The 22,061-nt window shown below is 74.8% G+C and carries 20 protein-coding genes; 10 read left to right on the top strand and 10 right to left on the bottom strand.

Features of this window, described 5'->3' with window-relative positions; all coding sequences use genetic code 11:
- Positions 1 to 203: 203 nt before the first annotated feature.
- From CO540_RS29805 to CO540_RS29790, 4 genes are all read left to right on the top strand, one after another.
- Positions 204 to 782, top strand: a complete 579-nt coding sequence (locus CO540_RS29805) for a DsbA family protein (RefSeq protein ID WP_099164470.1) — start codon at positions 204 to 206, stop codon at positions 780 to 782.
- Positions 783 to 987: 205 nt separating this feature from the next.
- Positions 988 to 1,419, top strand: a complete 432-nt coding sequence (locus CO540_RS29800) for a hypothetical protein (RefSeq protein ID WP_091573521.1) — start codon at positions 988 to 990, stop codon at positions 1,417 to 1,419.
- A gap of 47 nt (positions 1,420 to 1,466) precedes the next feature.
- Positions 1,467 to 1,742 carry a hypothetical protein gene (locus tag CO540_RS29795; RefSeq protein ID WP_099164469.1) on the top strand — a complete coding sequence of 92 codons (276 nt, stop codon included), beginning with the start codon at positions 1,467 to 1,469 and terminating at the stop codon, positions 1,740 to 1,742.
- A 74-nt stretch (positions 1,743 to 1,816) separates the two neighbouring features.
- Positions 1,817 to 2,098: an SCO0607 family lipoprotein gene (locus tag CO540_RS29790; protein WP_253866287.1), complete on the top strand. Its 282-nt coding sequence runs from the start codon at positions 1,817 to 1,819 to the stop codon at positions 2,096 to 2,098.
- A gap of 21 nt (positions 2,099 to 2,119) precedes the next feature.
- Here the strand turns inward: CO540_RS29790 and CO540_RS29785 are convergent, their stop codons facing one another.
- The 3 genes from CO540_RS29785 to CO540_RS29775 all read right to left on the bottom strand — a co-directional run bounded on the left by CO540_RS29785 (position 2,120) and on the right by CO540_RS29775 (position 4,687).
- On the bottom strand, positions 2,120 to 2,827 hold the full coding sequence (locus CO540_RS29785; RefSeq protein WP_099164468.1) for a hypothetical protein: 708 nt from the start codon (positions 2,825 to 2,827) through the stop codon (positions 2,120 to 2,122).
- A 377-nt stretch (positions 2,828 to 3,204) separates the two neighbouring features.
- A complete protein-coding gene (locus CO540_RS29780; RefSeq protein ID WP_099164467.1) occupies positions 3,205 to 3,990 on the bottom strand; it encodes a DUF4184 family protein in 786 nt (261 codons plus the stop codon).
- A 22-nt stretch (positions 3,991 to 4,012) separates the two neighbouring features.
- Positions 4,013 to 4,687, bottom strand: a complete 675-nt coding sequence (locus tag CO540_RS29775; RefSeq protein ID WP_172968093.1) for an HAD family hydrolase — start codon at positions 4,685 to 4,687, stop codon at positions 4,013 to 4,015.
- Between the two features lie 199 nt (positions 4,688 to 4,886).
- On the opposite strand from CO540_RS29775, the gene CO540_RS29770 reads away from it, so the two are divergent.
- Positions 4,887 to 6,218, top strand: coding sequence for a hypothetical protein (locus tag CO540_RS29770; RefSeq protein WP_253866285.1), 1,332 nt, complete (start codon positions 4,887 to 4,889; stop codon positions 6,216 to 6,218).
- Positions 6,219 to 6,255: 37 nt separating this feature from the next.
- On the opposite strand, the gene CO540_RS29765 is transcribed toward CO540_RS29770, so the two are convergent.
- Positions 6,256 to 8,955 (bottom strand): glucosidase, encoded by a 2,700-nt coding sequence (locus CO540_RS29765; protein ID WP_099164464.1) that lies wholly within the window; start codon positions 8,953 to 8,955, stop codon positions 6,256 to 6,258.
- 42 nt (positions 8,956 to 8,997) lie between these two features.
- On the opposite strand from CO540_RS29765, the gene CO540_RS29760 reads away from it, so the two are divergent.
- The 5 genes from CO540_RS29760 to CO540_RS29740 all read left to right on the top strand — a co-directional run bounded on the left by CO540_RS29760 (position 8,998) and on the right by CO540_RS29740 (position 16,749).
- Positions 8,998 to 10,941 carry an amylo-alpha-1,6-glucosidase gene (locus CO540_RS29760; RefSeq protein WP_099164463.1) on the top strand — a complete coding sequence of 648 codons (1,944 nt, stop codon included), beginning with the start codon at positions 8,998 to 9,000 and terminating at the stop codon, positions 10,939 to 10,941.
- 127 nt (positions 10,942 to 11,068) lie between these two features.
- Positions 11,069 to 12,394 carry a glycosyltransferase family 4 protein gene (locus tag CO540_RS29755; RefSeq protein WP_172967969.1) on the top strand — a complete coding sequence of 442 codons (1,326 nt, stop codon included), beginning with the start codon at positions 11,069 to 11,071 and terminating at the stop codon, positions 12,392 to 12,394.
- Between the two features lie 77 nt (positions 12,395 to 12,471).
- Positions 12,472 to 14,841, top strand: coding sequence for a serine/threonine-protein kinase (locus tag CO540_RS29750; RefSeq protein ID WP_099164461.1), 2,370 nt, complete (start codon positions 12,472 to 12,474; stop codon positions 14,839 to 14,841).
- Between the two features lie 199 nt (positions 14,842 to 15,040).
- Positions 15,041 to 15,850: a metal-dependent hydrolase gene (locus tag CO540_RS29745; RefSeq protein ID WP_091573510.1), complete on the top strand. Its 810-nt coding sequence runs from the start codon at positions 15,041 to 15,043 to the stop codon at positions 15,848 to 15,850.
- A complete protein-coding gene (locus tag CO540_RS29740) occupies positions 15,847 to 16,749 on the top strand; it encodes an amidohydrolase family protein (protein WP_253866284.1) in 903 nt (300 codons plus the stop codon). Before CO540_RS29745 ends, CO540_RS29740 begins: the two co-directional genes overlap by 4 nt.
- A 9-nt stretch (positions 16,750 to 16,758) precedes the next feature.
- Here CO540_RS29740 and CO540_RS29735 read toward each other — a convergent pair whose 3' ends face one another.
- From CO540_RS29735 to CO540_RS29710, 6 genes are all read right to left on the bottom strand, one after another.
- Positions 16,759 to 17,220: a hypothetical protein gene (locus tag CO540_RS29735; protein WP_253866282.1), complete on the bottom strand. Its 462-nt coding sequence runs from the start codon at positions 17,218 to 17,220 to the stop codon at positions 16,759 to 16,761.
- A gap of 63 nt (positions 17,221 to 17,283) precedes the next feature.
- Positions 17,284 to 18,003 (bottom strand): VOC family protein, encoded by a 720-nt coding sequence (locus CO540_RS29730; RefSeq protein ID WP_099165025.1) that lies wholly within the window; start codon positions 18,001 to 18,003, stop codon positions 17,284 to 17,286.
- Positions 18,004 to 18,098: 95 nt separating this feature from the next.
- Positions 18,099 to 18,431 carry a TfoX/Sxy family protein gene (locus tag CO540_RS29725; protein WP_099165024.1) on the bottom strand — a complete coding sequence of 111 codons (333 nt, stop codon included), beginning with the start codon at positions 18,429 to 18,431 and terminating at the stop codon, positions 18,099 to 18,101.
- A 101-nt stretch (positions 18,432 to 18,532) separates the two neighbouring features.
- Positions 18,533 to 19,126 carry an NTP transferase domain-containing protein gene (locus tag CO540_RS29720; RefSeq protein ID WP_099164460.1) on the bottom strand — a complete coding sequence of 198 codons (594 nt, stop codon included), beginning with the start codon at positions 19,124 to 19,126 and terminating at the stop codon, positions 18,533 to 18,535.
- Between the two features lie 143 nt (positions 19,127 to 19,269).
- Complete coding sequence (locus CO540_RS29715) at positions 19,270 to 20,973, bottom strand: bifunctional 3'-5' exonuclease/DNA polymerase (RefSeq protein WP_172967968.1); 1,704 nt, start codon at positions 20,971 to 20,973, stop codon at positions 19,270 to 19,272.
- Positions 20,974 to 21,093: 120 nt separating this feature from the next.
- Positions 21,094 to 22,050 carry a carbohydrate ABC transporter permease gene (locus CO540_RS29710; protein ID WP_099164459.1) on the bottom strand — a complete coding sequence of 319 codons (957 nt, stop codon included), beginning with the start codon at positions 22,048 to 22,050 and terminating at the stop codon, positions 21,094 to 21,096.
- Positions 22,051 to 22,061: the final 11 nt, after the last annotated feature.

The raw sequence follows: 22,061 nt of genomic DNA, 5'->3' as shown, positions 1-22,061 counted from the left end.
TCCCCCTCTCTTCGGCGAAGAACCGGGGAGGTCACCCGTGCCCCGGCGCACGGCGAGACGGTCGAGGCACCGGCCTGTCCGCCCGACGCCCCGGGCGTTTCGTGCGGCTGAACGTGCCCGACCTGCGACGAAGCGAAACATGACGGTCACGTGACGGTGACCGCCGCGCTGCGGGCCGGCGCCCCCCGCCCTAGGTTGGGGTGATGGACGCCACCTTCTTCTTCGATCCGGTGTGCCCGTGGACCTGGCGCACCTCCCGCTGGCTGGTCGCCGTCGCCGAGGCGCGCGGGCTGGGCGTCGAGTGGCGGGCGTTCAGCCTGGCCATCCTCAACGACGGGCAGGTCGCCCCCGAGTACGCCGAGGCGATGGCGGCCTCCGGGCGGGTGCTGCGGCTGGTGGAGGCGCTGCGCGCGCAGAGCCGCCACCACGACGCGGGCCGCCTGTACACGGAGCTGGGCACGCGCAGCCACGACGCCGGCGACCCGCTCGGCGACCGCGTCGTCGCGGCGGCGGTGGACGCGGCCGGCCTGGCGGACGTGGCGCCGGCGCTCGACGACGAGAGCTGGGACGAGGCGGTCCACGCGTCGCACGCCCTGGCGTACGCCTCGGCCGGGCCGGACATCGGTTCGCCGGTGCTGATGGTGCCGGACGCCCGCCGGGGCATCCACGGCCCGATCCTGACCGAGGTCCCCGGCGTCGAGGACGCCGTGACGATCTGGGACTCGATGCTGCCGCTGCTGCGTCTGGAGACGTTCCACGAGCTGAAGCGCGCGCGCCGCTGACCGCCGTCCCACTCCGTGAGCGGGGAGACTACCCAGCGTCAGTCGACTCGACTAGCGTTTCCCTAGCTCCGTAGCCAGCGCGTCGCCGCCGATGTCGATACGCCGCCGGCCGTCCCCCACCGCCCGCCCGATCGGTTGGTTCTCGCGGGAACTGCCGTCTGCTCGCGTACCGGTTGGGCAGGATTCCCCCCGAGGAGGTGCCGTCGTGCAGGACACCCGCGCTCTCGCCCTGACGTTCGAGGTGAGCGGCCTGCCCCCGGTCAAGACCGAGGCCCTGTCCATCTTCGCCGCCGGGCACCGGCAGGCGACGAGGGTCCGCGCGCTGCTCCAGGCCGCCTGCACGGCGGCCCAGCGCACCGGGTGGACCCCGCTCGCCGGTCCGATCGAGGTGGACCTGACCCTGCGTTGCCCGCCCGGGCACCGCACCTCCGACGCCAGCACGTTGCTCGGCGGGGTGTGCGCGGTGCTGCAGGACAAGAAGCGGGTGGCCAACATCGGCCTCGCCCACCTCGGGGTGCTGGTCGACGTCGCCCTCTGGGCCGACGACCGGCAGATCCGCCGGCTGTCGTACGCCGAGGAGCCGGCGGAGGAGTTCTCCTACCAGGTCCGGGTCGCGGCCGTACCGACGATGGTTTGACCGACGCCCGCGGTGGGGTACCGCGGACGCCGACGAAGGGAGCGCCGATGTCGGAGCCACATGTCACGCTCGATCCGAGCGGGCTCGATCCTGTGCAGCAGAAGCTGCGCGGCCCGCTGGAGGATCAGCTGACCTCGGCCCTGCAGGCGGCCGCCGACCGGGTCCGTGCCAGCTACGCGGGCGAGCCGGTCGAGGACGTCTGCCGTCGGTTGCTCGACGAGACCCGCGCCGGCCTGCACCCGGACATCGCCGCCGGCTTCCAGCCCGACATGGACGAGTTCTGTCGGGTCGCGGTGGCGATCGTCCGGGGCGAGGCCGGCTGAGCCGGCGGTCCCACCGGCGAAGGTGAGTACGCGTACCGATGGCGGACGCGCGCGGGGCGACGAGAATTCTCCGCGTGCGAACTCGAATCGTGGTCGTCCTCGCCACCGTCGGGCTGAGCGGGCTCATGCTCACCACCGGGTGCTCCTACCGGGAGAGCATCTGCGCCGACGGTGAGTACCCGGTCATCGCGGTCGGCCCGGGCGGCGGCCGGGCGTGTCTCCCCGACGGGGAGGAGCCGACCGCCCCGTACGTGCGCTTCCCGCCGGACAAGGTGCCGCGGCACGTCGACGACGAGTGGGACGTCTACTGGCGGACCCACGGCATCGACGAGAACGGCGCCGTCATCGAGACCTGAGCCGACCGGCGGGTCCGGCGGTCAGGCCCGCCGGACGTCGACGGAGACGACGTGGGTGCCGTCCGGCCGGGTCGACTCGCTTAGCCGCACCGGCAACCGCCCACCGTCCGGCGGCCGCAGGCCGAGCCCGAAGCTCAGGTGCCCCTCGAAGTCGCCGGCCGCCGCCCATCCGAGCAGCGTCGGGTAGCCGATCGCCGCCGGCGGCACGTCGGCCGTCCCACCGCCCCGGGCGTCGTGCGCCTGCGCCGGTTCGAACCGCACCGACAGGTACGCCGTGCCGGGCAGGGTGACGGGCGCGCCACGCCCCTCGGTCACCACCTGCGGGACGTAGCCGACCTGGTACGAGGGGGTGGGCCCGCGGAAGGCGAAGGTGATCCGGCTGAACCCCTCCGCGGGGTGGTCGCCGGTCTGCACCGACACCAGCACGGGCAGCGGTTCGCCGGGGGCCGGGGTCACCGGGACGCGCACCGGATGCGTCACCCGGGCGGGCGAGCCGGGCACCGCCCAGCCCCAGGTCACCCGCCAGGAACCGGCGGTCGCCGACGGGTCGGTCGCGGTGGGTGGGGTGGTCGCCGCGGGAGGGGACGCGGCGGCGGTCGGGACCGGCGGCGCCGCGGTGGCGGACGTCGCCGGGGGCGCCGGGTTCGCGCCGTCGTGGCCGGTCGAGGTGCAGGCCGCCGCGAGCAGCACGACCAGCCCGGCGAGCAGCGGTACGCGCTGAGGTGTCATGACTCAGTGTCGCTCCGTGACCGGCGCGCGCACCAGAGGCGTCCCGCCCGGATTCCGGTCGGCCGGACGGGTCAGGACCGGGTCCGCAACTCCCCGGCCCTGACCCCGGCCGTCCGGCGTGGTAACGGTCTACGCCGTGGGAACACGACGGGCGTGGCACGCCGCCCACGCCGGGCTCCGCACGGCGAGCCGGTCTGCCCGCACTCAGCTCCACGGTGCTCACACCACCGGACTCCGGTGCGCCCCCGACTCACCCCGACGAGGCGTGGACGCCGGCTCAGGTTAGGCAGGTCCGCGCAGGTCGGACAAGCTTCGACCGCACCCCTGCGGTTGTGATTGATGTCAATGCCGAAATGCGGCATGTCGACGTAACAGGGTCAGCCGACCGGGCGCTGTTCGTCTTCGAGACGCCGACCGCGATCGGCCCGTCGCGGCGGCGCGGACCGGGCCGCCGCCGCACCGGCGATGAGAGCCAGCGCCCCCAGGTGCAGCACCCGCACGCCGGCCGGGGCGGGGATGGTGGCCGCCGGCAGCCCGGGCAGCAGCAGCGCCCCCAGACCGGTGACCGCCAGGGCCACCCGCCAGAACACGAGCCGGTTCGTCGGTGGCGCGGGCGGGGGCACCCCGTCGAAGATCGCGCCGCGACGCGCGTCGTGCAGCGCCAGGACGACCACCAGCAGGCCGCCGCCGAGGCTGGCGAACACGTCCGCGAACTGCCACCAGTACATCCCGGTCAGGGCGTGGAAGTCGGCGACGCCGAACAGGCGGGGCAGGCGCTCGGTGTGGCTGATCCGGTCCCACGCGACGTGGCTGAACGCGCCGATCAGGGCCGAGCAGACGGTGACCTGCCAGGGATGCCGCACGCCGGCCAACGCGGCGTACTGCGGCCAGCCGAAGAACCTCGGCGCGGGCAGGTGCGCGGCGATGCCGGCGACCACCCGGCGGACGATCCAGGCGTACGCGAGCGCGACCGGCAGGCACCACCAGAGCAGCCCGCCCAGCGTGTGCGTGCGCAGGCCGAGGTCGAGGCGGGTGCCGCTGAACAGGTAGGCGACGTCCGGCGCCACCGCGCCGGTGGCCAGCGCCACCCCGTCGAACCAGTGCGGCCGCCACCGCTTCAGCGGCAGCACCGGCGCGAGGTGCGACGGGAAGGTGAGCGGCACCTGTCGGACGTTACCGGCCGGGTCAGAAGTGCCGGACCAGGTCCGGGAACGTGGCCAGCCGAATCACCCCGGGGTCGGTCGGGTCGAGTTCCTCGTGCTCCAGCACCCAGGTGTTCTCGTTCGGGATGAAGACGGCGTTCATCCCGGCGGCGCGCGCGGGCAGGATGTCCGAGCGCGGGGAGTTGCCGATCATCCACGCCGCCGTCGGGTCGAACGCGTGTTGGCGAGCCAGCCACCGGTAGGTGTCCGCGTCCTTCTCCGCCACGATGTGCGCCGCCCGGAAGTGGTGCAGCAGCCCGCAGGCGTCGAGCTTGCGCTGCTGCTCCTCCCGCTCGCCCTTGGTCAGCAGCAGCAGGTCGTGGCGGGTCGCCAGGTCGTCCAGCGTCTCCGCCACGCCCGGCATCAACTCGACCTGGTGCCCGACCAGCGCCGCCGCGAGCTGCTCGATCTCGGCGCGTTCCGGCCCGGTGGCCGGACGTTCGCGCAGCTTCTCCAGGCACTCGCCCAGGCTGCGCAGGAACACCTTGCTGCCGTAGCCGTGCGCCACGGCGTTGGCCCGCTCGATGTCGTCGAGCCCCGCCCGGATCTGCGTCCGGTCCAGGGTGGGGTGGTCGAGCCAGGTGAGGAAGTCGTCGATCACCCGCTCGAAGAGGACGTTGTTCTCCCAGAGCGTGTCGTCGGCGTCGAAGACCAGCACGGCGGCCTCCCGGCGCGGTCGCGTCACACCACCCTCCCCTCGTGGACCCGCACACCCTACTCCGGCCCACCCCGGGCCACACCCGAGTTGAACGGGGCCTCGCCCCACCACCGGTCGGGCACGCGGACCGGCCGTTCGGCGGCCGGTCAGGGGCGGCTACCCGACTGCGGAACGCCTGCTCGGGCGGCATGCTTCGGCGATGACGACCGCATCCGCCCCAGCACCACCGTCCCGCACCCGTCGCCGGCGACGCGCGGTCGTCGCCGTGGCGGCCACGATCGCCGCCGTGGTCGGCGCGCTCCCGACGACTCCGGCCCTCGCCGTCAACGCCGCGCACACCACCGTGGTCGGCGCCGACCCGGTCGACTGGACCCCGCACGCGCTCGACGGCACGGTGACCCGGATCCTGCAGATCGGCAACCGGGTCTACCTCGCCGGCACCTTCACCACGGTCCGCAACGCCGGGCAGTCGGCCCAGCTGGCGATGCCCCGGCTGGTGGCCCTCGACGCGACCACCGGCCGGATCGACACCACGTTCCGGCCGCGGGTCAACGGCGCGGTGCGGGCGCTGGCCGCCGCCCCGGACGGCCGCTCGCTCTACGTCGGTGGCGCGTTCACCACTGTCGGCGGCGTGGCCGCGTCCCGGCTGGCCCGGATCGACGCGGCCACCGGCGCCCGGGTCGCCGGGTTCACCCCGCCGGCCCTCAACAACCAGGTCAACGACGTACGCCTGGTCGGCGGTCGGCTGGTCGTCGGCGGCGCGTTCCAGACCGTCGGCGGGGTGACCCGGCGTGGCCTGGCGGCGGTGGACGCCACCACCGGCGCCGCGGACCCGTCGGTGGACCTGCGCCTGGCCGGACCCCGGGTGACCAGCTCCGGGGCGACCGCGCCGGTCAAGGTCGAGGCGCTGGACGTTTCCCCCGACGGCCGGAAGCTGGTCCTCGCCGGCAACTTCAGCACCGTGGCGGGCGTGGCGCGGCACCAGCTCGCGGTGGCCGACCTGACCGCCGCCGGGGCCACGCTCTCCGGCTGGTCCACCGACCGCTACCAGCCGCCGTGCGCCAGGACGATGCCCGCCTACCTGCGCGGCGTCGACATCGCGCCGGACGGCAGCTGGTTCGTCGTGGTCACCACCGGCGGGCCGTTCCCCGGCACGCTCTGCGACACCGCGGCCCGGTTCGAGTTCGGCGCCGCCACCGCCGGCAAGCAGCCGACCTGGGCCAACTACACCGGCGGCGACACGCTGCTCTCGGTGGCGGTCACCGGCGCCGCGGTCTACGTGGGCGGGCACCAGCGCTGGCTGGACAACCCCCTGGGCCGCAACTCCGCCGGCGCCGGCGCGGTGTCCCGGCCCGGCATCGGCGCGATCCACCCGACCACCGGCCGGGCGCTGCCGTGGAACCCGACCAAGGCGCGGGGCGTCGGCACCGCCGAGCTGTACGCCACCGACCGGGGCCTGTGGGTGGGCAGCGACACCGAGACGTTCGCCCGCGAGTACCACGCCCGGGTGGCGTTCCTCCCGCTGCCCTAGCCGGCGCGGGGCGCGCCGGAGCCGGCGCGTCCCGCGCTCAGCGGCGCAGCGTGAGGATCAGGTCGGCGACCAACGCCGTCCACCCGGTCTGGTGCCAGGCGCCCAGACCGGCGCCGTTGTCGCCGTGGAAGTACTCCGGGAAGCAGATCAGGTCCCGCCAGTCCGGGTGGGTCTGGAACAGCTGCGCGGCGCCGTAGATCGGCCGCCGGCCCCACCCGTCCCGGGTGAACAGCGAGATCAGCCGGGCCGACAGGTCGTCGGCGATCTCGTCGAGGGTGCGCTTGACCCCGGACCGGGTCGGATATTCCACCTGGAGGTCGTCGCCGAAGAACGCGGCGTAGTCGCGCAGCGCGCTGATCAGCAGGAAGTTCGTCGGCATCCAGATCGGGCCGCGCCAGTTGGAGTTGCCGCCGAACAGCCCGCTGGTGGACTCGGCCGGTTCGTAGCCGACGCTGAACTCCTGCCCGCCGAGCGTGACCGTGAACGGCTTGTCCAGGTGGGCGCGGGAGAGCGTGCGCAGGCCGTACTCGGAGAGGAACTCGTCGGTGTCGAGCATCCGGGCCAGCAGCCGCACCACCTGCTCCGGGCCGACCATCGACAGCAGGCGCTGCTGACGGCCGTCCGGGCCGAGCCGGCGGGCGCCGATCACCTCGGCGTACTCGGGACGGTTGGTGAGGAACCAGCGCAGCCGGGCGCCCAGCTCGGGCAGGCGGCGCATGGTCCGGGCGGTGAGCCGGGTCACCGCCGCCAGCGGCAGCAGCCCGACCACCGAGCGCACCTTCAGCGGCACCTGCGTGCCGTCGGCCAGCCGCAGCACGTCGTAGAAGAACGCGTCCTCGTCGTCCCACAGCCCCTGGTCGTACGCGGCCGCGGCGATGTACGCGAAGTGCTCGAAGAACTTCGTCGCGGTGTCGACGTAGGCCCGGTCGTGCTCGGCCAGCACGATCGCCATGTCGAGCAGGTTGAGCGCGTACATGCCCATCCAGCCGGTGCCGTCGGACTGCTCCAGCACCCCGGCCACCGGCAGCGCGGCCGAGCGGTCGAACGGGCCGACGTTGTCCAGCCCGAGGAAGCCGCCCTCGAAGACGTTGTTGCCGCCGGTGTCCTTCCGGTTGACCCACCAGGTGAAGTTGAGCAGCAGCTTGTGCATCACCCGGGCGAGGAACTCGTGGTCCCGCGAGCCGTCGATCTCGAACACCTTCAGCGCGGCCCAGGCGTGCACCGGCGGGTTCACGTCCCCGAACGCCCACTCGTACGCCGGGATCTGGCCGTTGGGGTGCAGGTACCACTCGCGGAGCAGGAGCAGCAGCTGCTCCTTGGCGAAGGCCGGGTCCACCCGGGCGATGGTGACGCAGTGGAAGGCCAGGTCCCAGGCCGCGTACCAGGGGTACTCCCACGGGTCCGGCATGGAGATCACGTCGAAGCTGTTCATGTGCCACCAGGCGCTGTTGCGCCCGTGCCGGCGGCCGGCCGGCGGCGACGAGCCGGGATCGCCCTCCAGCCACCGCTTGACGTCGAAGTGGTAGAACTGCTTGCCCCACATCAGCCCGGCGATCGCCTGACGGGCGACCAGGGCCTCGTCGGCGGTGGCGGCGGCCGGGATCAGGCTGTCGAAGAACCGGTTGGCCTCGGCCCGCCGGGCCCAGAGCACGGTGTCGAAGCCGTCGCCGAGGTCGGCCGGGGCGGGCGGGTCGCCGGCCGGCGGCGGCGCGGTGCGGGTCAGCCGCAGCCGGATCTGCCGCTGCCCGCCGGCCGGCACGTCGAGCACGTAGTGCAGCGCGCCCTTGGTGCCGGTGCGCTCCGGGTTGACGGTGGTGGCGCCGGCCACCACGTGGTCGTTGATGCCGTCCTTCGGGTACGCGGACCGCCCGGCCAGCCCCCACAGCCGCTCGGCGTTGGTCTCGTTGTCGCAGAGCAGCGGGGTCGGGTCGCCGTCGCCCTCCAGCAGCAGCTGGCCCAGCACCCAGTGCTCGCCGACCAGCCGGGAGCCGGATCCGACCAGCCGCGGGACCCGCTCGCCGCCGGGCAGCCCCCAGGCCCAGGTGTTGCGGAACCAGAGCGTGGGCAGCACGTGCAGGGTGGCGTCCTCGTCACCCCGGTTCGCGACGGTGACCAGGAGGCACATGTCCGTCGGCGACGCCTTGGCGTAGTCGACGGTGACCGCCCAGTACCGGTCGTCGTCGAAGATGCCGGTGTCCACCAGCTCGTACTCGGTGTCGTCCCGGCCGCGCAGCGCGTTCACCGCGACCAGCTCGTCGTACGGGAAGGCGGCCTGCGGGTAGTGGTAGCGCCACCGCATGAAGGAGTGGGTGGGGGTGGAGTCCTCGTACCACCAGTACTCCTTGACGTCCTCGCCGTGGTTGCCGCCGTCGCCGCCGAGGCCGAACATGCGCTCCTTGAGGATCGGGTCCCGCCCGTTCCACAGCGCCAGGGCGAAGCAGAACGTCTGCCGGTCGTCGCAGACGCCCGCCATGCCGTCCTCGTTCCACCGGTAGGCTCGGGACCGCGCATGATCGTGGGGGAAGTAGTCCCAGGCCGTGCCGTGCTCGCTGTAGTCCTCCCGTACCGTCCCCCACGCCCGCTCGGACAGATAGGGGCCCCATGCGCGCCAGTCCTGCTCCCCGGCGTCGGCCTGGGCGAGCCGGTGCCGCTCGGGGTCGGAGGTCGCGGAGGTCGGGCGGTCGGTGATCACCCGCACATCTTCGACGCCTCCGGGGTACTTCTCCACAGCGGCCATTGTCGCCGTGGCATGTCACACCTCGCTGCCGGTGGAGGAAAGTTGATCGACATCCGCTTCGGCCCGCAGGTCTGTGGTGACCTGTCCGCGTCCGCCGGCCGGGAATGGCTGGTCACGGACGGGCGCGGCGGCTACGCCATGGGCACCGTCGCCGGGCTGCGCACCCGCCGCTACCACGGCCTGCTCGTGGTGGCGGGCGAAACGCCGGCGTCCCGCAAGGTGGGACTGGCCAGCCTCGACCCGGCGGTGACCCTGCCGTCGGGGCGGCAGGTCCGGCTCGGCGCGCACGAGTGGTCCTCCGGGGTGGTCGACCCGCGCGGCTTCGAGCTGCTGGAACGCTTCGACCTGGCCGACGGGCTGCCGCGCTGGCGGTGGCGGATCGGCGAGGTGGTGATCGAGCGGGAGATCGCCATGACGTACGGCCGGTCGTGCGTCGCCGTGGTACACCGGCTGGTCTCCGGCGGCCCGGTCCGGCTGGACCTGGCCGCGGCCTGCACCTGGCGGGACGCCCACGGCGAGCGGCGGGCCGACGGGCCGGCGCCCCGGCTGGAGCCAGCGGCCGGCGGCGCGGTGGTCGACGGCGCGTTCCGGCTCGCCGGGCCGGACTGGACGCCGGAGGGCCAGTGGTGGCACGGGGTGCGCCACCGGGAGGAGGCGGCCCGCGGCCTGCACCCGGACGAGGACCTCTGGTACGCCGGTCGGTTCTCCGGCGCGCTGGACGAGCCGGGGGCGACGGTGACGGTGCTGGCCTGGGCGGACGACCTGGCCGAGGAGCCGCCGCCGGCGACCGCCGTCGTCGAGGCGGCCCGGCGGCGCCACCGCGCGGTGGTGGCCGCGGCGAAGCCCGAGGACGCGGTCGAGGCGACGCTCGCGCTGGCCGCCGACGCGTTCGTGGTGCGCGGCGCCACCGGCCCGGACGTGGTGGCCGGCTACCCCTGGTTCGGCGCCTGGTCGCGGGACACGATGATCTCCTACGAGGGGTTGTTCCTCTGCACCGGCCGCGCCGACGAGGGCCGCGAGCTGCTGCGGGCGTACGCGGGCACGCTGTCGGAGGGCATGCTGGCGAACACCGCCGACACCGGCCGGGTCGAACACAACACGGTCGACGGCACGTTGTGGTTCCTGCACGCGGTCGCCCGGCACGTCACGGTCACCGGCGACACCGACCTGGGCGACGAGCTGCTGCCCGCGCTGCACGGCGTGGTGGAGGCGCACGTGGCCGGCACCCGCTACGGCATCGGCGTCGACCCGGCCGACGGGCTGCTCACCCAGGGCGGCCCGCCGGACGTGGCGTTGACCTGGATGGACGCCCGCGTGTACGGCGTGCCGGTGACCCCGCGCACCGGCAAGCCGGTCGAGGTCAACGCGCTGTGGGTCAACGGGTTGGCCGGGCTCGCCGAGCTGACCGAGCTGGCCGGTCGGGACGCCGGCGCGCTGTGGGACCTGCACTCCCGGGCCACCACGTCGTTCCGCTCCCGCTTCCCCGCGCCGGCCGGCTGGCTGCACGACGTGGTGGACGCCCCGGCGCCCGCCTACCCGCTGGGCGGCGCCGCGCACCACGACGACGACCTGCTGCGCCCCAACCAGCTGCTCGCCTGGTCCCTGCCGTACGCGCCGCTGGAGCCGGACGAGGCCACGCTGCGCCGCGTCGCCGAGGCGCTGGTCACCCCGCTCGGGCCGCGCAGCCTCGCCCCCGACTCCCCCGGTTTCGTCGGGCGGCACCGGGGCGGTCCGGCCGAGCGGGACTCCGCCTACCACCAGGGCACGGTCTGGCCGTGGCTGACCGGGCCGCTGCTGGACGCGTACCGCCGGGCCGGCCTGCCCACCGACGACCTGCTGGTGGGCCTGGAGGGGCACCTCACCGAGGTCGGCCTCGGCTCGGTCAGCGAGACCGCCGACGGCGCCGCGCCGCACGCCGCCACCGGCTGCCCGTTCCAGGCGTGGTCGGTGGCGGAGCTGCTGCGCGCGCGGCGCGCCCGCCGGTAACGCGTTACAGACCGGCAACCGGCGCGTCGCCGCTGGTTATCGACCCCTGGGCAGGATGGGTGGCGACCCCACCGGAACCCCGCGGCGACGCCGCGGGGCGGGGACACCACAACTCAAAGGGGGCCGCGTGTCAGCTGACGCCGAAGTGATCGACATCCAGCCCGCCCGGCACCTGCGGGTGCTGCTGCTCTCCTGGGAGTACCCACCCGTGCTCGTCGGTGGGCTCGGCCGCCACGTGCACGCGCTCTCCGTCGCCCTGGCCGCCGCCGGGCACGAGGTCACCGTGGTCACCCGGCACGCCGACGGCGTCGGGCTGGAGGAGTACGCCGACGGCGTCCGCATCGTCCGCGCGGCCGAGGACCCGGTCCGGTTCCCGCTGGCCACCGACTCCCTGCTGGCCTGGACGATGGCGTTCAACCACACGCTCACCCGGGCCGCCCTGCGCGCCGCCGGCTCCGGCGGCTACGACGTGATCCACGCCCACGACTGGCTGGTCGCGCACACCGCCGTCACCCTGGCCGAACACCTCGACGTGCCGCTGGTGACCACCATCCACGCGACCGAGGCCGGCCGGCACCAGGGCTGGCTGCCGGCGGAGATGAACCGCACCATCCACGGCGTCGAGCACTGGCTGAGCAACGCCTCGGCCCGGGTGATCGCCTGCTCCGGCTACATGCGGGAGCAGGTGGCCCGGCTGTTCGACGTGCCGTCCGGCCGGATCGACGTGGTCGCCAACGGCGTGGACGACCGGGCCTGGCGGGCCCGTCCGCACGCGGTCGCCTCGGCCCGGGCGCGCTTCGCCGCCGGCGGGCCGCTGATCGGGTACGCCGGCCGCCTGGTCTACGAGAAGGGCGTGCAGCACCTGGTGCACGCCGTGCCGCACCTGGCCGACCGGCACCCGGGGCTGCGGGTGGTGATCGCCGGAGACGGCCCGTACCGGGACGAGCTGGTCGACCAGGTCGACCGGCTGCGCCTGGGCGACACGGTCCGGTTCGCCGGCTTCCTGGACGCCACCCAGCTCCCGGCGGTGCTCGCCGCCACCGACGCCACGGTGATCCCCAGCCTCTACGAGCCGTTCGGGATGATCGCGCTGGAGGCGGCAGCCGCCGGCGCGCCGCTCGCGGTGGCGCGCACCGGCGGGCTGGCCGAGATCGTCGAACCGGGCGTGACCGGGGTGACCTTCCCGCACGGCGACCCGGACGCGCTGGCCGGCGCGGTCGACCGGCTGCTCGGCGACGAGGTCTTCGCCCGCCGGGTGGCGCGCCGGGCGCGGACCATGGTGACCCGGCGCTACGCCTGGTCGGCCATCGCCGCCCGCACCGCCGGGAGTTACGCCGCCGCCCGCCGGGAGCACCACACGTTCCAGGCCCGCCGGGCCGCCGCGCTGCTGGCCGGCAACCGGTCCGCCATCGCCATTCCGGACGGAAATCTGCTGGCCGGCGCGGCGAGCTAGGGACGCCGCCCCGACGAACGATAGGTACCGTCCGATCCGTTGGCTATTGTGGACCACGACCAGCGGTGAGGAGTGCGGTGCGGGAGGTAGTGATCGCCGGGCGGTACCGCCTGCTCGAGCTGGTCGGCCGCGGCGGGATGGGCCAGGTCTGGCGCGCTCGGGACGAGGAGCTGCACCGCGAGGTGGCGGTGAAGCAGGTGGTGCCGCCGAACTGGCTCGCCGAGCACGAGCGGGACGAGCTGCGCGCGCGCACGCTGCGCGAGGCGCGGACGGCCGCGCGGCTCAGCCACCCCAACGTGGTGCGGGTCTACGACGTGGTCCGGGTCCAGGGCGACCCGTGGCTGATCATGGAGTACGTTCCGTCCCGCTCGCTTCAGGAGATCATCGAGAGCGACGGCCCGCTGCCGCCCCGGCGGGCCGCCGGGATCGGGTTGGCCGTCCTCGCCGCGCTGCGCGCCGCGCACGAGGCCGGGGTGCTGCACCGCGACGTGAAGCCCGCCAACGTGCTGCTGGCCCGCGACGGCCGGGTCCTGCTCACCGACTTCGGGCTGGCCGTGTTCGAGGGCGGCGACGGGGCCATGACCCGTCCCGGGCTCGTCCTGGGCTCCCCGCAGTACGTGGCCCCGGAACGCGCCGCCGAGGGTGCGTCCAGCGTGGAGGCGGACCTGTGGTCGCTGGGCGCCACGCTGCACGCGGCGGTGGAGGGCCGCTCGCCGTACGCCCGCAGCACCGCGATGGCCACGCTGGCCGCGCTGGCCAGCCAGCCCCCGGACCCGGCCCCGCACGCGGGTCCGTTGATGCCGGTGCTGGTCGGGTTGCTGCGCCGCGACCCCCGCAACCGGCTCGGCCACGACGAGACGGCCCGGCTGCTCACCGCCGCCACCGCGCCGGACGCCGACGTGCCGGGCGCCGACGTGGCGGATCGGGCGGCCGCCGGGCGGTCGGCCCGGTCGGCCGGCGAGGCGCCCGGCCGGTCGGCCGGCGCGGACGTGCCGGCGCGGACCGGGTCCGCCGGCGCAGCCGACCCGCCGGGCCGGACCGACGAGCCGGGCCGGACCCACGAGCCGGGCCGGACCCACGAGCCGGACCGGACCCACGAGCCGGACCGGACCGACGCGGACGGCTGGGACAGCACCGGCACGGCGGCCGGGCCGCCCGTCGACTATCCCGACCTGATGCCGCCCGCCGCCGCCGCGCGCGCCTGGAGTCGGGCGGCCCTGCGCAGCGAATGGGCGCCGCCCGGCGAGGCGGACGCCACCGAGTCGTCGACCGAACCGGTCGAACGGTCCGGGCCGGTCGAACCGGGCCAGCCCGACGGGTCGGCCCGGACGGGTCGTGGCGGGCCGCCCCGGGAGACCACCGACCGTCCGAGCGGCAGCCTCGGCCCCACGGTCCTGACCAGCTTCGTGGACCCGGGCAGCCCGACCGGGCCGGAGGGCCCTCAGGCCCGGGCCGACGCCCTCAGCCCGGTGCACACCGGCGGGCAGGCGTCGCCGCCACCCGGTCCCGCCCCGGTCACCCACAGCGGCCCCGTGGACACCGGCGTGCTGCGCGGCGGCCGTGCGGGAAGCGGCGCGCTCCCCGTACGCCCCGACGACCTCGGTAGGGTGCCCACGCGCGGCGGCGAGGCCGGCCACGGCGGCACATCCGGCGACCCGGTCCTCGGCGGCGGCGTGCGCGCCGGAACCGCTCCCGGTGCTCCCGGGGGCGGTCGGACGGACGGCGGCGCGGGCGCGGCGGCGGCCCGACGCTGGGGCCTGGCGGCGGCGGCCGCGGCGCTGGCCGTGGCCGCCGGGGTCGGCACCGCGCTCGCCGTCACCGACGACCACGCGCACCCGCCGGACGACGACCGGCGCGGCGAGGGCTCCGGCCAGCCCTGGGACCGCCCGCCCGGACCACCCGGCGGGCCCGGCGGCGTGCCGGCCCCGCCGTTCCCCTGCATCCGGCCCGACGTGGCGGGCACCCCCGTGCAGAAGGGCCCGCCACCGGCCGACCCGGCGGTCACCGTGCCCGCCGGCTGGGTCTGGCCGGCCGACGCCGGCGGGTTCCACATCGCCCTGCCCGCCGGCTGGCTCCAGCTGCGCTCCGGCGACACCACCTGCTTCCAGGACCCGGCCACCCGTCGCATCCTGGGCGTCGAGCCCTACCCGGGCGGAGACCCGGTCGGCCGGCTGCGGTCGTCCGAGCGGGACCTGACGTCCGCCGGCCGGCTGTTCCAGTACGAGAGGGTGCGGCTGGCCGCCGACGGCGACGGCGCGGAGTGGGAGTGCCGGTGGACCGCGCCGTACGGCGAACGCATGCACGCCTTGCGGGTGCTGCCCGGCGAGGAGGCCGGCTGGACGCTGGGGTGGACCACCTCCGACGCCGACTGGCCCGCCGCCGCCGCGCAGTTCGCGCTGATCCGCGAGAGCATCCGGCCGATCCGGCCCACCCGTACCGCGGGGTGACCGGCAGGCGTCTCATCACCGACAGTCGGGGCCGGCGGGCCGGGCCGGGGCGACATACTTCCTGGTGATCCGGCGGGCGCCACCGGGACGTCCCGGTGCCCCTCCCCAGTGGACCGTCCGGATGATGCCCCGCCGTCGCACGGCCTGACTACAGTGGCGTAGTTTTCTCGATCAAGATCTCTGGGGAGGGCGAGCCGAGATGATGGGACCATCCCACGCGCTGTCCGGCGCGGCGGTGTGGCTGACCGGCTCCTGGGCGCTGGACCAGTTCGCCGACTACCACCAGACGCCGCTGGCACTGGCGGTGGGCACCGCGGTCTGCGCGGGCGGGGCGCTCTTTCCCGACCTCGACCTCTCCGGCAAGGTCACCCGCAACCAGGGCGGCGCCACCGTCGCCCGGACGTTCGGCGTGTTCAGCCTCTTCGTCGCCGAGGTGATGGAGAAGATCTCCCTCGGCGTCTACTACGCCACCAAGCTCAGCAAGGACCCGCGCCGCAACAACGGGCACCGCACGCTGACCCACACGATCCCGTTCACCGTGCTGGTCGGGTGGGGCACCACCGCGCTCTGCGCCCACTACGGCAAGTGGGCGGTGGTCGGCATCCTGTTCTTCATGATCGGCCTGGCGCTGCGCGGGCTCTTCGACGAGTGGGCGGAACGGGCCGGCTGGGTCGTGGTCACGCTGGTGTCCGCCGCCGCGGCCTGGTTCACGTTCGCCAACCTGCCCGGCGACCGGGGCTATCCGATGATCGGCCTCGCCATGGGGGTGGGCTGTTTCGTGCACATCCTCGGCGACATGATCACCCGCGCCGGCGTGCCGATCCTCTGGCCGATCCCGATCAGACGCCGGATGTGGACCATGATCGGGCTGCCCAACAAGATCGCGCTGCGCACCGGCAGCAAGGCCGAGACGGTCGTGCTGCGGGCCGCGCTGACCGTGCTGGCCGTGCTCGCCGCGGTTGGGCTGGTCGCGCCGTCGGTGCTGCAACGCTTCGACATCCAGGTGTGACCGGGGCCTTCCCGGCACCGGTCGAGGACGAGGCGGTGCCGGCGTTCTGGCAGCGGCTCGGGCTGCCCGGCCTGGCCGACGTGCACACCCACTTCCTGCCGCCCCGCCTGCTGGCCAAGGTGTGGGCCTACTTCGACGCGGCCGGCCCGCTGGTCGGCACCGAGTGGCCGATCCGCTACCGCTGGGACGACGACACCCGGGTTGCGTACCTGGGCCGGCTCGGCGTGCGGGCGTTCACCGCGCTGGCGTACCCGCACCGGCCCGGCATGGCCGAGTCGCTGAACCGGTGGACGCTGGACTTCGCGGCGCGTACCCCGGGGTGTCTGCCGTCGGCGACGTTCTTCCCCGAGCCGGACGCCGCCCGGTACGTCGCGGACGCCCTCACCGCCGGCGCCCGGGTGTTCAAGGTGCACGTGCAGGTGGGCGGCTTCCGACCCACCGACCCGGCCCTGGACGCGGTGTGGGGCCTGCTCGCGGACGCCGGCGTGCCGGTGGTCGTGCACGCCGGGCACGCCCCGGTGGGCACCGCGCACACCGGGCCGGAACCGTTCGCCGCGCTGCTCGCCCGGCACCCCCGGCTGGCCACCGTCGTGGCCCACCTCGGCGCGCCCGACTATGTCGCGTTCCTCGACCTGGCCGACCGGTACGCCGAGGTCAGGCTCGACACCACCATGGCCTTCACCTCGTTCTTCGACCGGTTCGTGCCGTTCCCGCCGACGCAGCGACCCCGGCTGCGCGAGCTGGGCCTGGCCGGCAAGGTGCTGCTGGGCAGCGACTTCCCGAACATCCCCTACCCGTACGCCGAGCAGCTCGACGGATTGGCCCGGTTGGACCTGGGCGACGACTGGCTGCGCGCGGTCTGTTGGGGCAACGCGGCCGCGCTGTTCGACCTGGCCTGAGCCGACGCCTCACCGGGCGACGGCGCGCCGCACCCACCCAGGGCGGCTCCGGAGTCGCCCGACGCCACGGGCGGCGAGGGCGTACGCGGCCGTCGGCGGAAGGACCGCGAGCGCGGCGAGCCCCGCCACGACCGGGATCCGGGCGGCGGGAACGTCCGTGGCGACCGACGCGGCGACGGCGTAGCCGACGGCCAGGACGATCGCGGCGGCCCCGGCGAGCGCCGACGTCGCGACCACTCCCCGGCGCCGGCCCGCCACCTCTGCGACGGCCACCGCGGGCAGGAAGAGCAGCGGCAGCAGGGCCAGGCCGACCACCGCCGCGACCAGCACCAGCAGCGGACCGGCCAGCGGCCCGCCCGGGTCGGCGTCGGTGACCAGCGCGTACGACAGCAGGCCGAGGTAGCCGACGACCGCCTCGCCGAGGACCACGAGCCAGGCGGTGGCCATGCCCACCAGATGACGAGCGACCACGACGCTCCCTCCCCGTCGGGGTGTCGTCCCCCGCGGACGGTAGCGAACGCGAGGCACCTCGCGTCAGCGGGGCGTCAGCACGCAGAACTCGGTGCCGTCGGGGTCGGCGAGCACCACGTCGTCGGCCGTGTGCCGGCCCGTGCCGACCCGGGTCGCGCCGAGCGCGACCAGGCGGTCGACCTCCGCGTCCCGGTCGCCGCCCGACGGGACGACGTCGAGGTGCAGCCGGTCCCGTCCGTCGCTCGGCATCAGCGGCGGGCCGCTCCAGGTGACCTTCGCGCCGCCGCCCGGCGACTGGATCGCGGTCTCCTCGTCCTGGTCCCAGACCAGCGGCCAGCCCAGCGCCGCGCGCCAGAAGTAGCCGACCGCCCGGGTGCCGTCGCAGTTGACCGCGCCGATCGGCCCGCAGCCGGCGAGGAAGGTGTTGTCCGCCTCGATGACGCAGAACTCGTTGCCCTCGGGGTCGGCGAGCACCACCTGCCCGTCGTCGGGGCCCTGCCCGATGTCGATGTGCCGCCCGCCCAGGGCCAACGCCCGGGCCACCGTCTCCCGCTGGTCCCGCGGGGATCCGCTGGTCAGGTCGAAGTGCACCCGGTTCTGCGTGGTCTTCGGAGTGGGGTTCCGGAGGAAGCGGACGCGGAAGCCGGGGTCGCCGTCGGGCAGGAGCGCGACCCCCTCGCGCGGGTCGTCGACGATCTCCCGACCCAGCACCCCCGACCAGAACCGGGCGAGCCGCAGCGGCTCCGCCGCGTCGACACTGATCGCGTAGAGGTGACTCGTCATCGCGGTGCTCATCTCCGATCCGCCGTCCGAGCGTCTGTCGACAGGTCGGGAGCGTAGGGCGGAGCGGGGCCATCCGCAGCCGAATATCGGGCGGGCTACTTCGCCGGCAGGGCCCGGGCGGAGCGGACCCCTCGGTCGACCCAGCGGGCCAGGTCGGCGTCGCGCTCGCACGCGGCGGGGTCGACGGTCACCCAGCCCCGCATCGGCCGCCCGCGCATCACGGTCGCCCCGGCGCCGGGCTCGGCCAGCGCCGCCTCGGTGTCGGCCGGATCGACGCGCACCATCAGGCCGCCGGCGCCGCGCACCACCACCGACATGTTGCCGCGCAGCATCATCGCCAAGCCGCCGAACATGCGCCGTTCGGTGACGCCGGGCTCGCGCCCGACCAGCTCCCGCACCCGGTTCGCCAGGTCCTCGTCGTAGGCCACCGTCACATCCTGGCACCGGGGTCCGACACCCACTGTGCGCGCTTGTTAAGAAGGGGCCCTTCCTCTACCGCAGGCGTTAAGAAGGGGCCCTTCCTTACCCCTCAGGCGCCGACGCGCTGCTCGGGGATGGACAGCCCGTAGAGCGCCATCAGTTCCGGGCTGTCGATCCGGCTGCCGTCGGCCACCGCGTCGCAGGCGATGTCGACGATCTGGTCCTTGTGCGCCAGCAGGTAGGGCCGGGCGCCGACGTCGGCGCTGGCCAGCGTGGCGATGCCGGACCAGTGTCGGCGGCCGAAGAGCATCGGGTAGCCGCGCAGGCCGTCGTAGGTCGCGCAGACCAGCACGTCCGGGTACGGCAGCGCGGTCACCCGGCGGACCGCCGTCGCGGTGAGCCCGGGCATGTCCACCGGCACCACGACGACCGCCTCGATGCCGTCGTCGGTCAACGCGGCCAGCCCGGCCCGGATCGAGGAGCCCACGCCGGTCCCCCAGGCCCGGTTGACCACCACGGTGGCGCCGGTGAGGTCGGTGGTCTGCCGCACCTGTTCGGCCGCCGCGCCCAGCACGACCACGACGTCCGCGCAGCCCGCCGCGGTCATCGTGTCGATCATCTGGCTCACCAGCGGCTTCTCGCCCTGGTGCAGCAACGCCTCGGGGCCGCCGATGCGGCGGCCGCCACCAGCGGCGATGATCATTGCAGCGATCCGGTTCAGCGGTGCCCCCTCGACCAGGGGGACGGACCGGGCACAGCCGCGCCCGGTCCGTCCCGTCGTACGCACACCGGACCCAACGAGCACGATCAGGGCCGGGTAGCGGGGCAAATCGGAAAATTGTGGGACTAAGCCGCGTCGGCGTAGCAGTCCACCGTGGACAGGTCGAGCGGGAAGCGGACCGGCGTGTCGCCGAACAACAGCCGGGTGGCCCGCTCGCCGGCCGCGGTCACTGCCTCGGCGACGGCGGCGGCCTGACCGTCCGGACAGTGCACCATCACCTCGTCGTGCTGGAAGAAGACCAGCTCCGCCCCGGTGCCGGCAAGCTCGGTGCGCAGCGTGGCCAGCAGCGTCGAGGCCCACTCGGCGGCGGTGGCCTGGATGACGAAGTTGCGGGTGAAGCGCCCCCGCGACCGGGCCGCCCGGGCCGACGGGCTGTGTGGATCCACCTCGCCGTCCGGCGCCGCGTCGTCCCCGTCGGCGAAACCGACCGAACCGGGCGGGCAGGTGCGGCCCAGCCACGACCGGACCAGCCCGCCGGCCTCGCCGGTGCGGGCGGCCGCCTCGACGTAGCCGAACGCGGTCGGGTAGTTCTTCCGCAACACCGCCAACGCCGGCACCGCCGCACCGCCGGTCTGCCCGTACATCGCGCCGAGCAGCGCCACCTTGGCCCGGGGCCGGTCACCGCCGAAGGCGTCCCGGGCCAGCGCCGCGTAGAGGTCGCCGGCGCCGCCCGCGGCGGCCAGCCGCTCGTCCCCGGAGACCGCGGCGAGCACCCGCGGTTCGAGCTGGCCCGCGTCGGCCACCACGAACGTCCAACCCGGGTCGGCCACCACGGCCCGGCGGATCACCTTCGGGATCTGCAACGCCCCGCCGCCCCGGGTGGCCCACCGGCCGGACACCACGCCACCCGGCACGTACTCCGGGTGGAACCGGCCGCCGGACACCCAGGCGTCGCGCCAGGCCCAGCCGTGCGCCGTCCAGATCCGGTAGAGCTCCTTGTACTCGAGGACCAGCGGCACCGCCGGGTGCTCCACCCCCCGCAGCACCCAGGCCCGCGTGTTGGGCAGCTCCACACCCGCCCGGGCGAACGCCCGCAACAGCTCCGCGGGCGAGTCGGCGTGCAACCGGCGTACGCCGAACGCGGCGGCGATCCGCGCCTGCAGCTCGGCCAGCCGGCGCGGTGGCCCACCCACCGGGGACGCCTCGCCGAGCAGCTCCGCCAGGATCGCGTCGTGCACGTCGACCCGCCAGGGCAGCCCGGCCGCGCCCATCTCGGCGGCGACCAGCGCACCGGCCGACTCGGCGGCCACCAGGAGCCGGAACCGGCCGGGATGGGCGGTCGCGGCGATCCGGGCGAGCTGGTCGGCGTACACCCTGGTCAGGGCCGGGACGCCCGGGCCCGCGGGGCCGGACGGCGGCTCGAAGAGCGCGGCCTGGCCGTGCCCGGGCGGCTCCGGCGGGCGGGGCGCCGGATCCGGCGGGACCGGCGCGCCGGTCAGCCGGGCCCAGGCGGCGGGCAGCGCCCGCGGCTCGCCCCAGCGGCCGGCGTGCCCGAGCAGCAGCGCCTCGGTCAGCTCCACGTCGTGGCAGCGGTCGAGCCGGACGCCGGCACGCAGCAACCCCGGGTAGACGCCGCCGCCGGTGGCCCACACCCAGCGGGGCCGGTCGGCGGCCTCGCGGGCGGCCACCGCGCCGGCCAGGTCGACGACCTCCTCGGCCGGGCCGGCCGGGCGACCGCTGGCGTCGAGCGGTTGCAGCACGCCGCCGCCCCGCTCGTCCGCCACCACCGCCACCAGCACGGAGGTGATTCTGCCTCGCCCCACCGACACGCCGTGCGGGAAAGGAAGGGCCCCTTCTTAACGCCTCCGGTAGAGGAAGGGCCCCTTCTTAACAACGGCGGTTAAGAAGGGGCCCTTCCTTCGCCGGGGGCGGGAGGGGGCGGGCGGGTGCTACTTGCTGACGCCGGCGGTGAGACCGGACTGCACCTGGCGCTGGAAGACGATGTACACGATCAGCACCGGCAGCATCGCCATCGTGACGCCGGCGAACAAGCCGGACCAGTCGGACTTGTAGCCCTGGTTGACCGACAGCTCGATCAGACCCTGCGCGATGACCTGGTGCTTCGGCTCACCGGCGACCGACTGCATGAGCAGCGTCGGCAGGTACCACTGGTTCCACTGGCCGAGCACGTTGAAGATGCCGATGCTGATCAGGCCGGGCTTGGCCATCGGCAGCATCACGCTGAAGAACGTACGGGTGTGCGACGCCCCGTCGACCTGGGCCGCCTCGGCGATCGAGTCGGGCAGCGTCCGGAAGAACGAGTGCATGAAGAAGATCGTGAACGACAGCGACCACGCCACGTAGACGAGGATCAGCATGAGGTGCTTGTTCGGGCCGAGCAGCGGCAGGCTGACCCCGGTGTTGTAGACGCCCTTGAACAGCGGCACCGCGGCCAGGTAGATCGGCAGGGTCAACCCGGACAGGAACATCCAGTAGATCAGCCGGTTGCCGCGGAACTCGTAGCGCGCCAGGGCGTACGCGGCCATCGAACCGAGCAGCATCGTCAGGGACACGCTGAAGACGAGCACGAGCAGCGTGTTGAGGAAGAAGCTGTCGATCCCGGCCGTCCAGGCCCGGGCGAAGTTGTCCCACTGCAACGCGGCGGGGATCAGCGACAGCGGCTCGCGGATCACCTCCGAGTCCGTCTTGAGCGCCGACATCACCACCCACAGCAGCGGGTAGACCACCATGATCGCCCAGACCGCGAGGAACAGGTGGGAGAAGCCGTTGAAGAACCGGCCGCCGAGGCCGTTGCCGGCGCCCTTGACCCGCCGCCCCGTCGGCGGGCCGGACGGCGGCTCCGTGTCGGGTCGGGTCCGGCCGGAGGAGTGCGTCACCGTGCTCATCGTCCAAACCT

It is taken from the genome of Micromonospora sp. WMMA2032 (genome assembly GCF_002688545.1).
Lineage (GTDB): Bacteria > Actinomycetota > Actinomycetes > Mycobacteriales > Micromonosporaceae > Micromonospora > Micromonospora sediminicola.
This window is presented reverse-complemented; position numbering and strand designations above follow the sequence as displayed.

Excerpts from the sequence above, each read along its gene's own strand:
- CO540_RS29805 (WP_099164470.1), top strand. The coding sequence starts at position 204 with ATGGACGCCACCTTCTTCTTCGATCCGGTGTGCCCGTGGACCTGGCGC.
- CO540_RS29795 (WP_099164469.1), top strand. The coding sequence starts at position 1,467 with ATGTCGGAGCCACATGTCACGCTCGATCCGAGCGGGCTCGATCCTGTG.
- CO540_RS29785 (WP_099164468.1), bottom strand. The coding sequence starts at position 2,827 with ATGACACCTCAGCGCGTACCGCTGCTCGCCGGGCTGGTCGTGCTGCTC.
- CO540_RS29770 (WP_253866285.1), top strand. The coding sequence starts at position 4,887 with ATGACGACCGCATCCGCCCCAGCACCACCGTCCCGCACCCGTCGCCGG.
- CO540_RS29765 (WP_099164464.1), bottom strand. The coding sequence starts at position 8,955 with ATGGCCGCTGTGGAGAAGTACCCCGGAGGCGTCGAAGATGTGCGGGTG.
- CO540_RS29745 (WP_091573510.1), top strand. The coding sequence starts at position 15,041 with ATGATGGGACCATCCCACGCGCTGTCCGGCGCGGCGGTGTGGCTGACC.
- CO540_RS29730 (WP_099165025.1), bottom strand. The coding sequence starts at position 18,003 with ATGACGAGTCACCTCTACGCGATCAGTGTCGACGCGGCGGAGCCGCTG.
- CO540_RS29720 (WP_099164460.1), bottom strand. The coding sequence starts at position 19,126 with ATGATCATCGCCGCTGGTGGCGGCCGCCGCATCGGCGGCCCCGAGGCG.
- CO540_RS29710 (WP_099164459.1), bottom strand. The coding sequence starts at position 22,050 with ATGAGCACGGTGACGCACTCCTCCGGCCGGACCCGACCCGACACGGAG.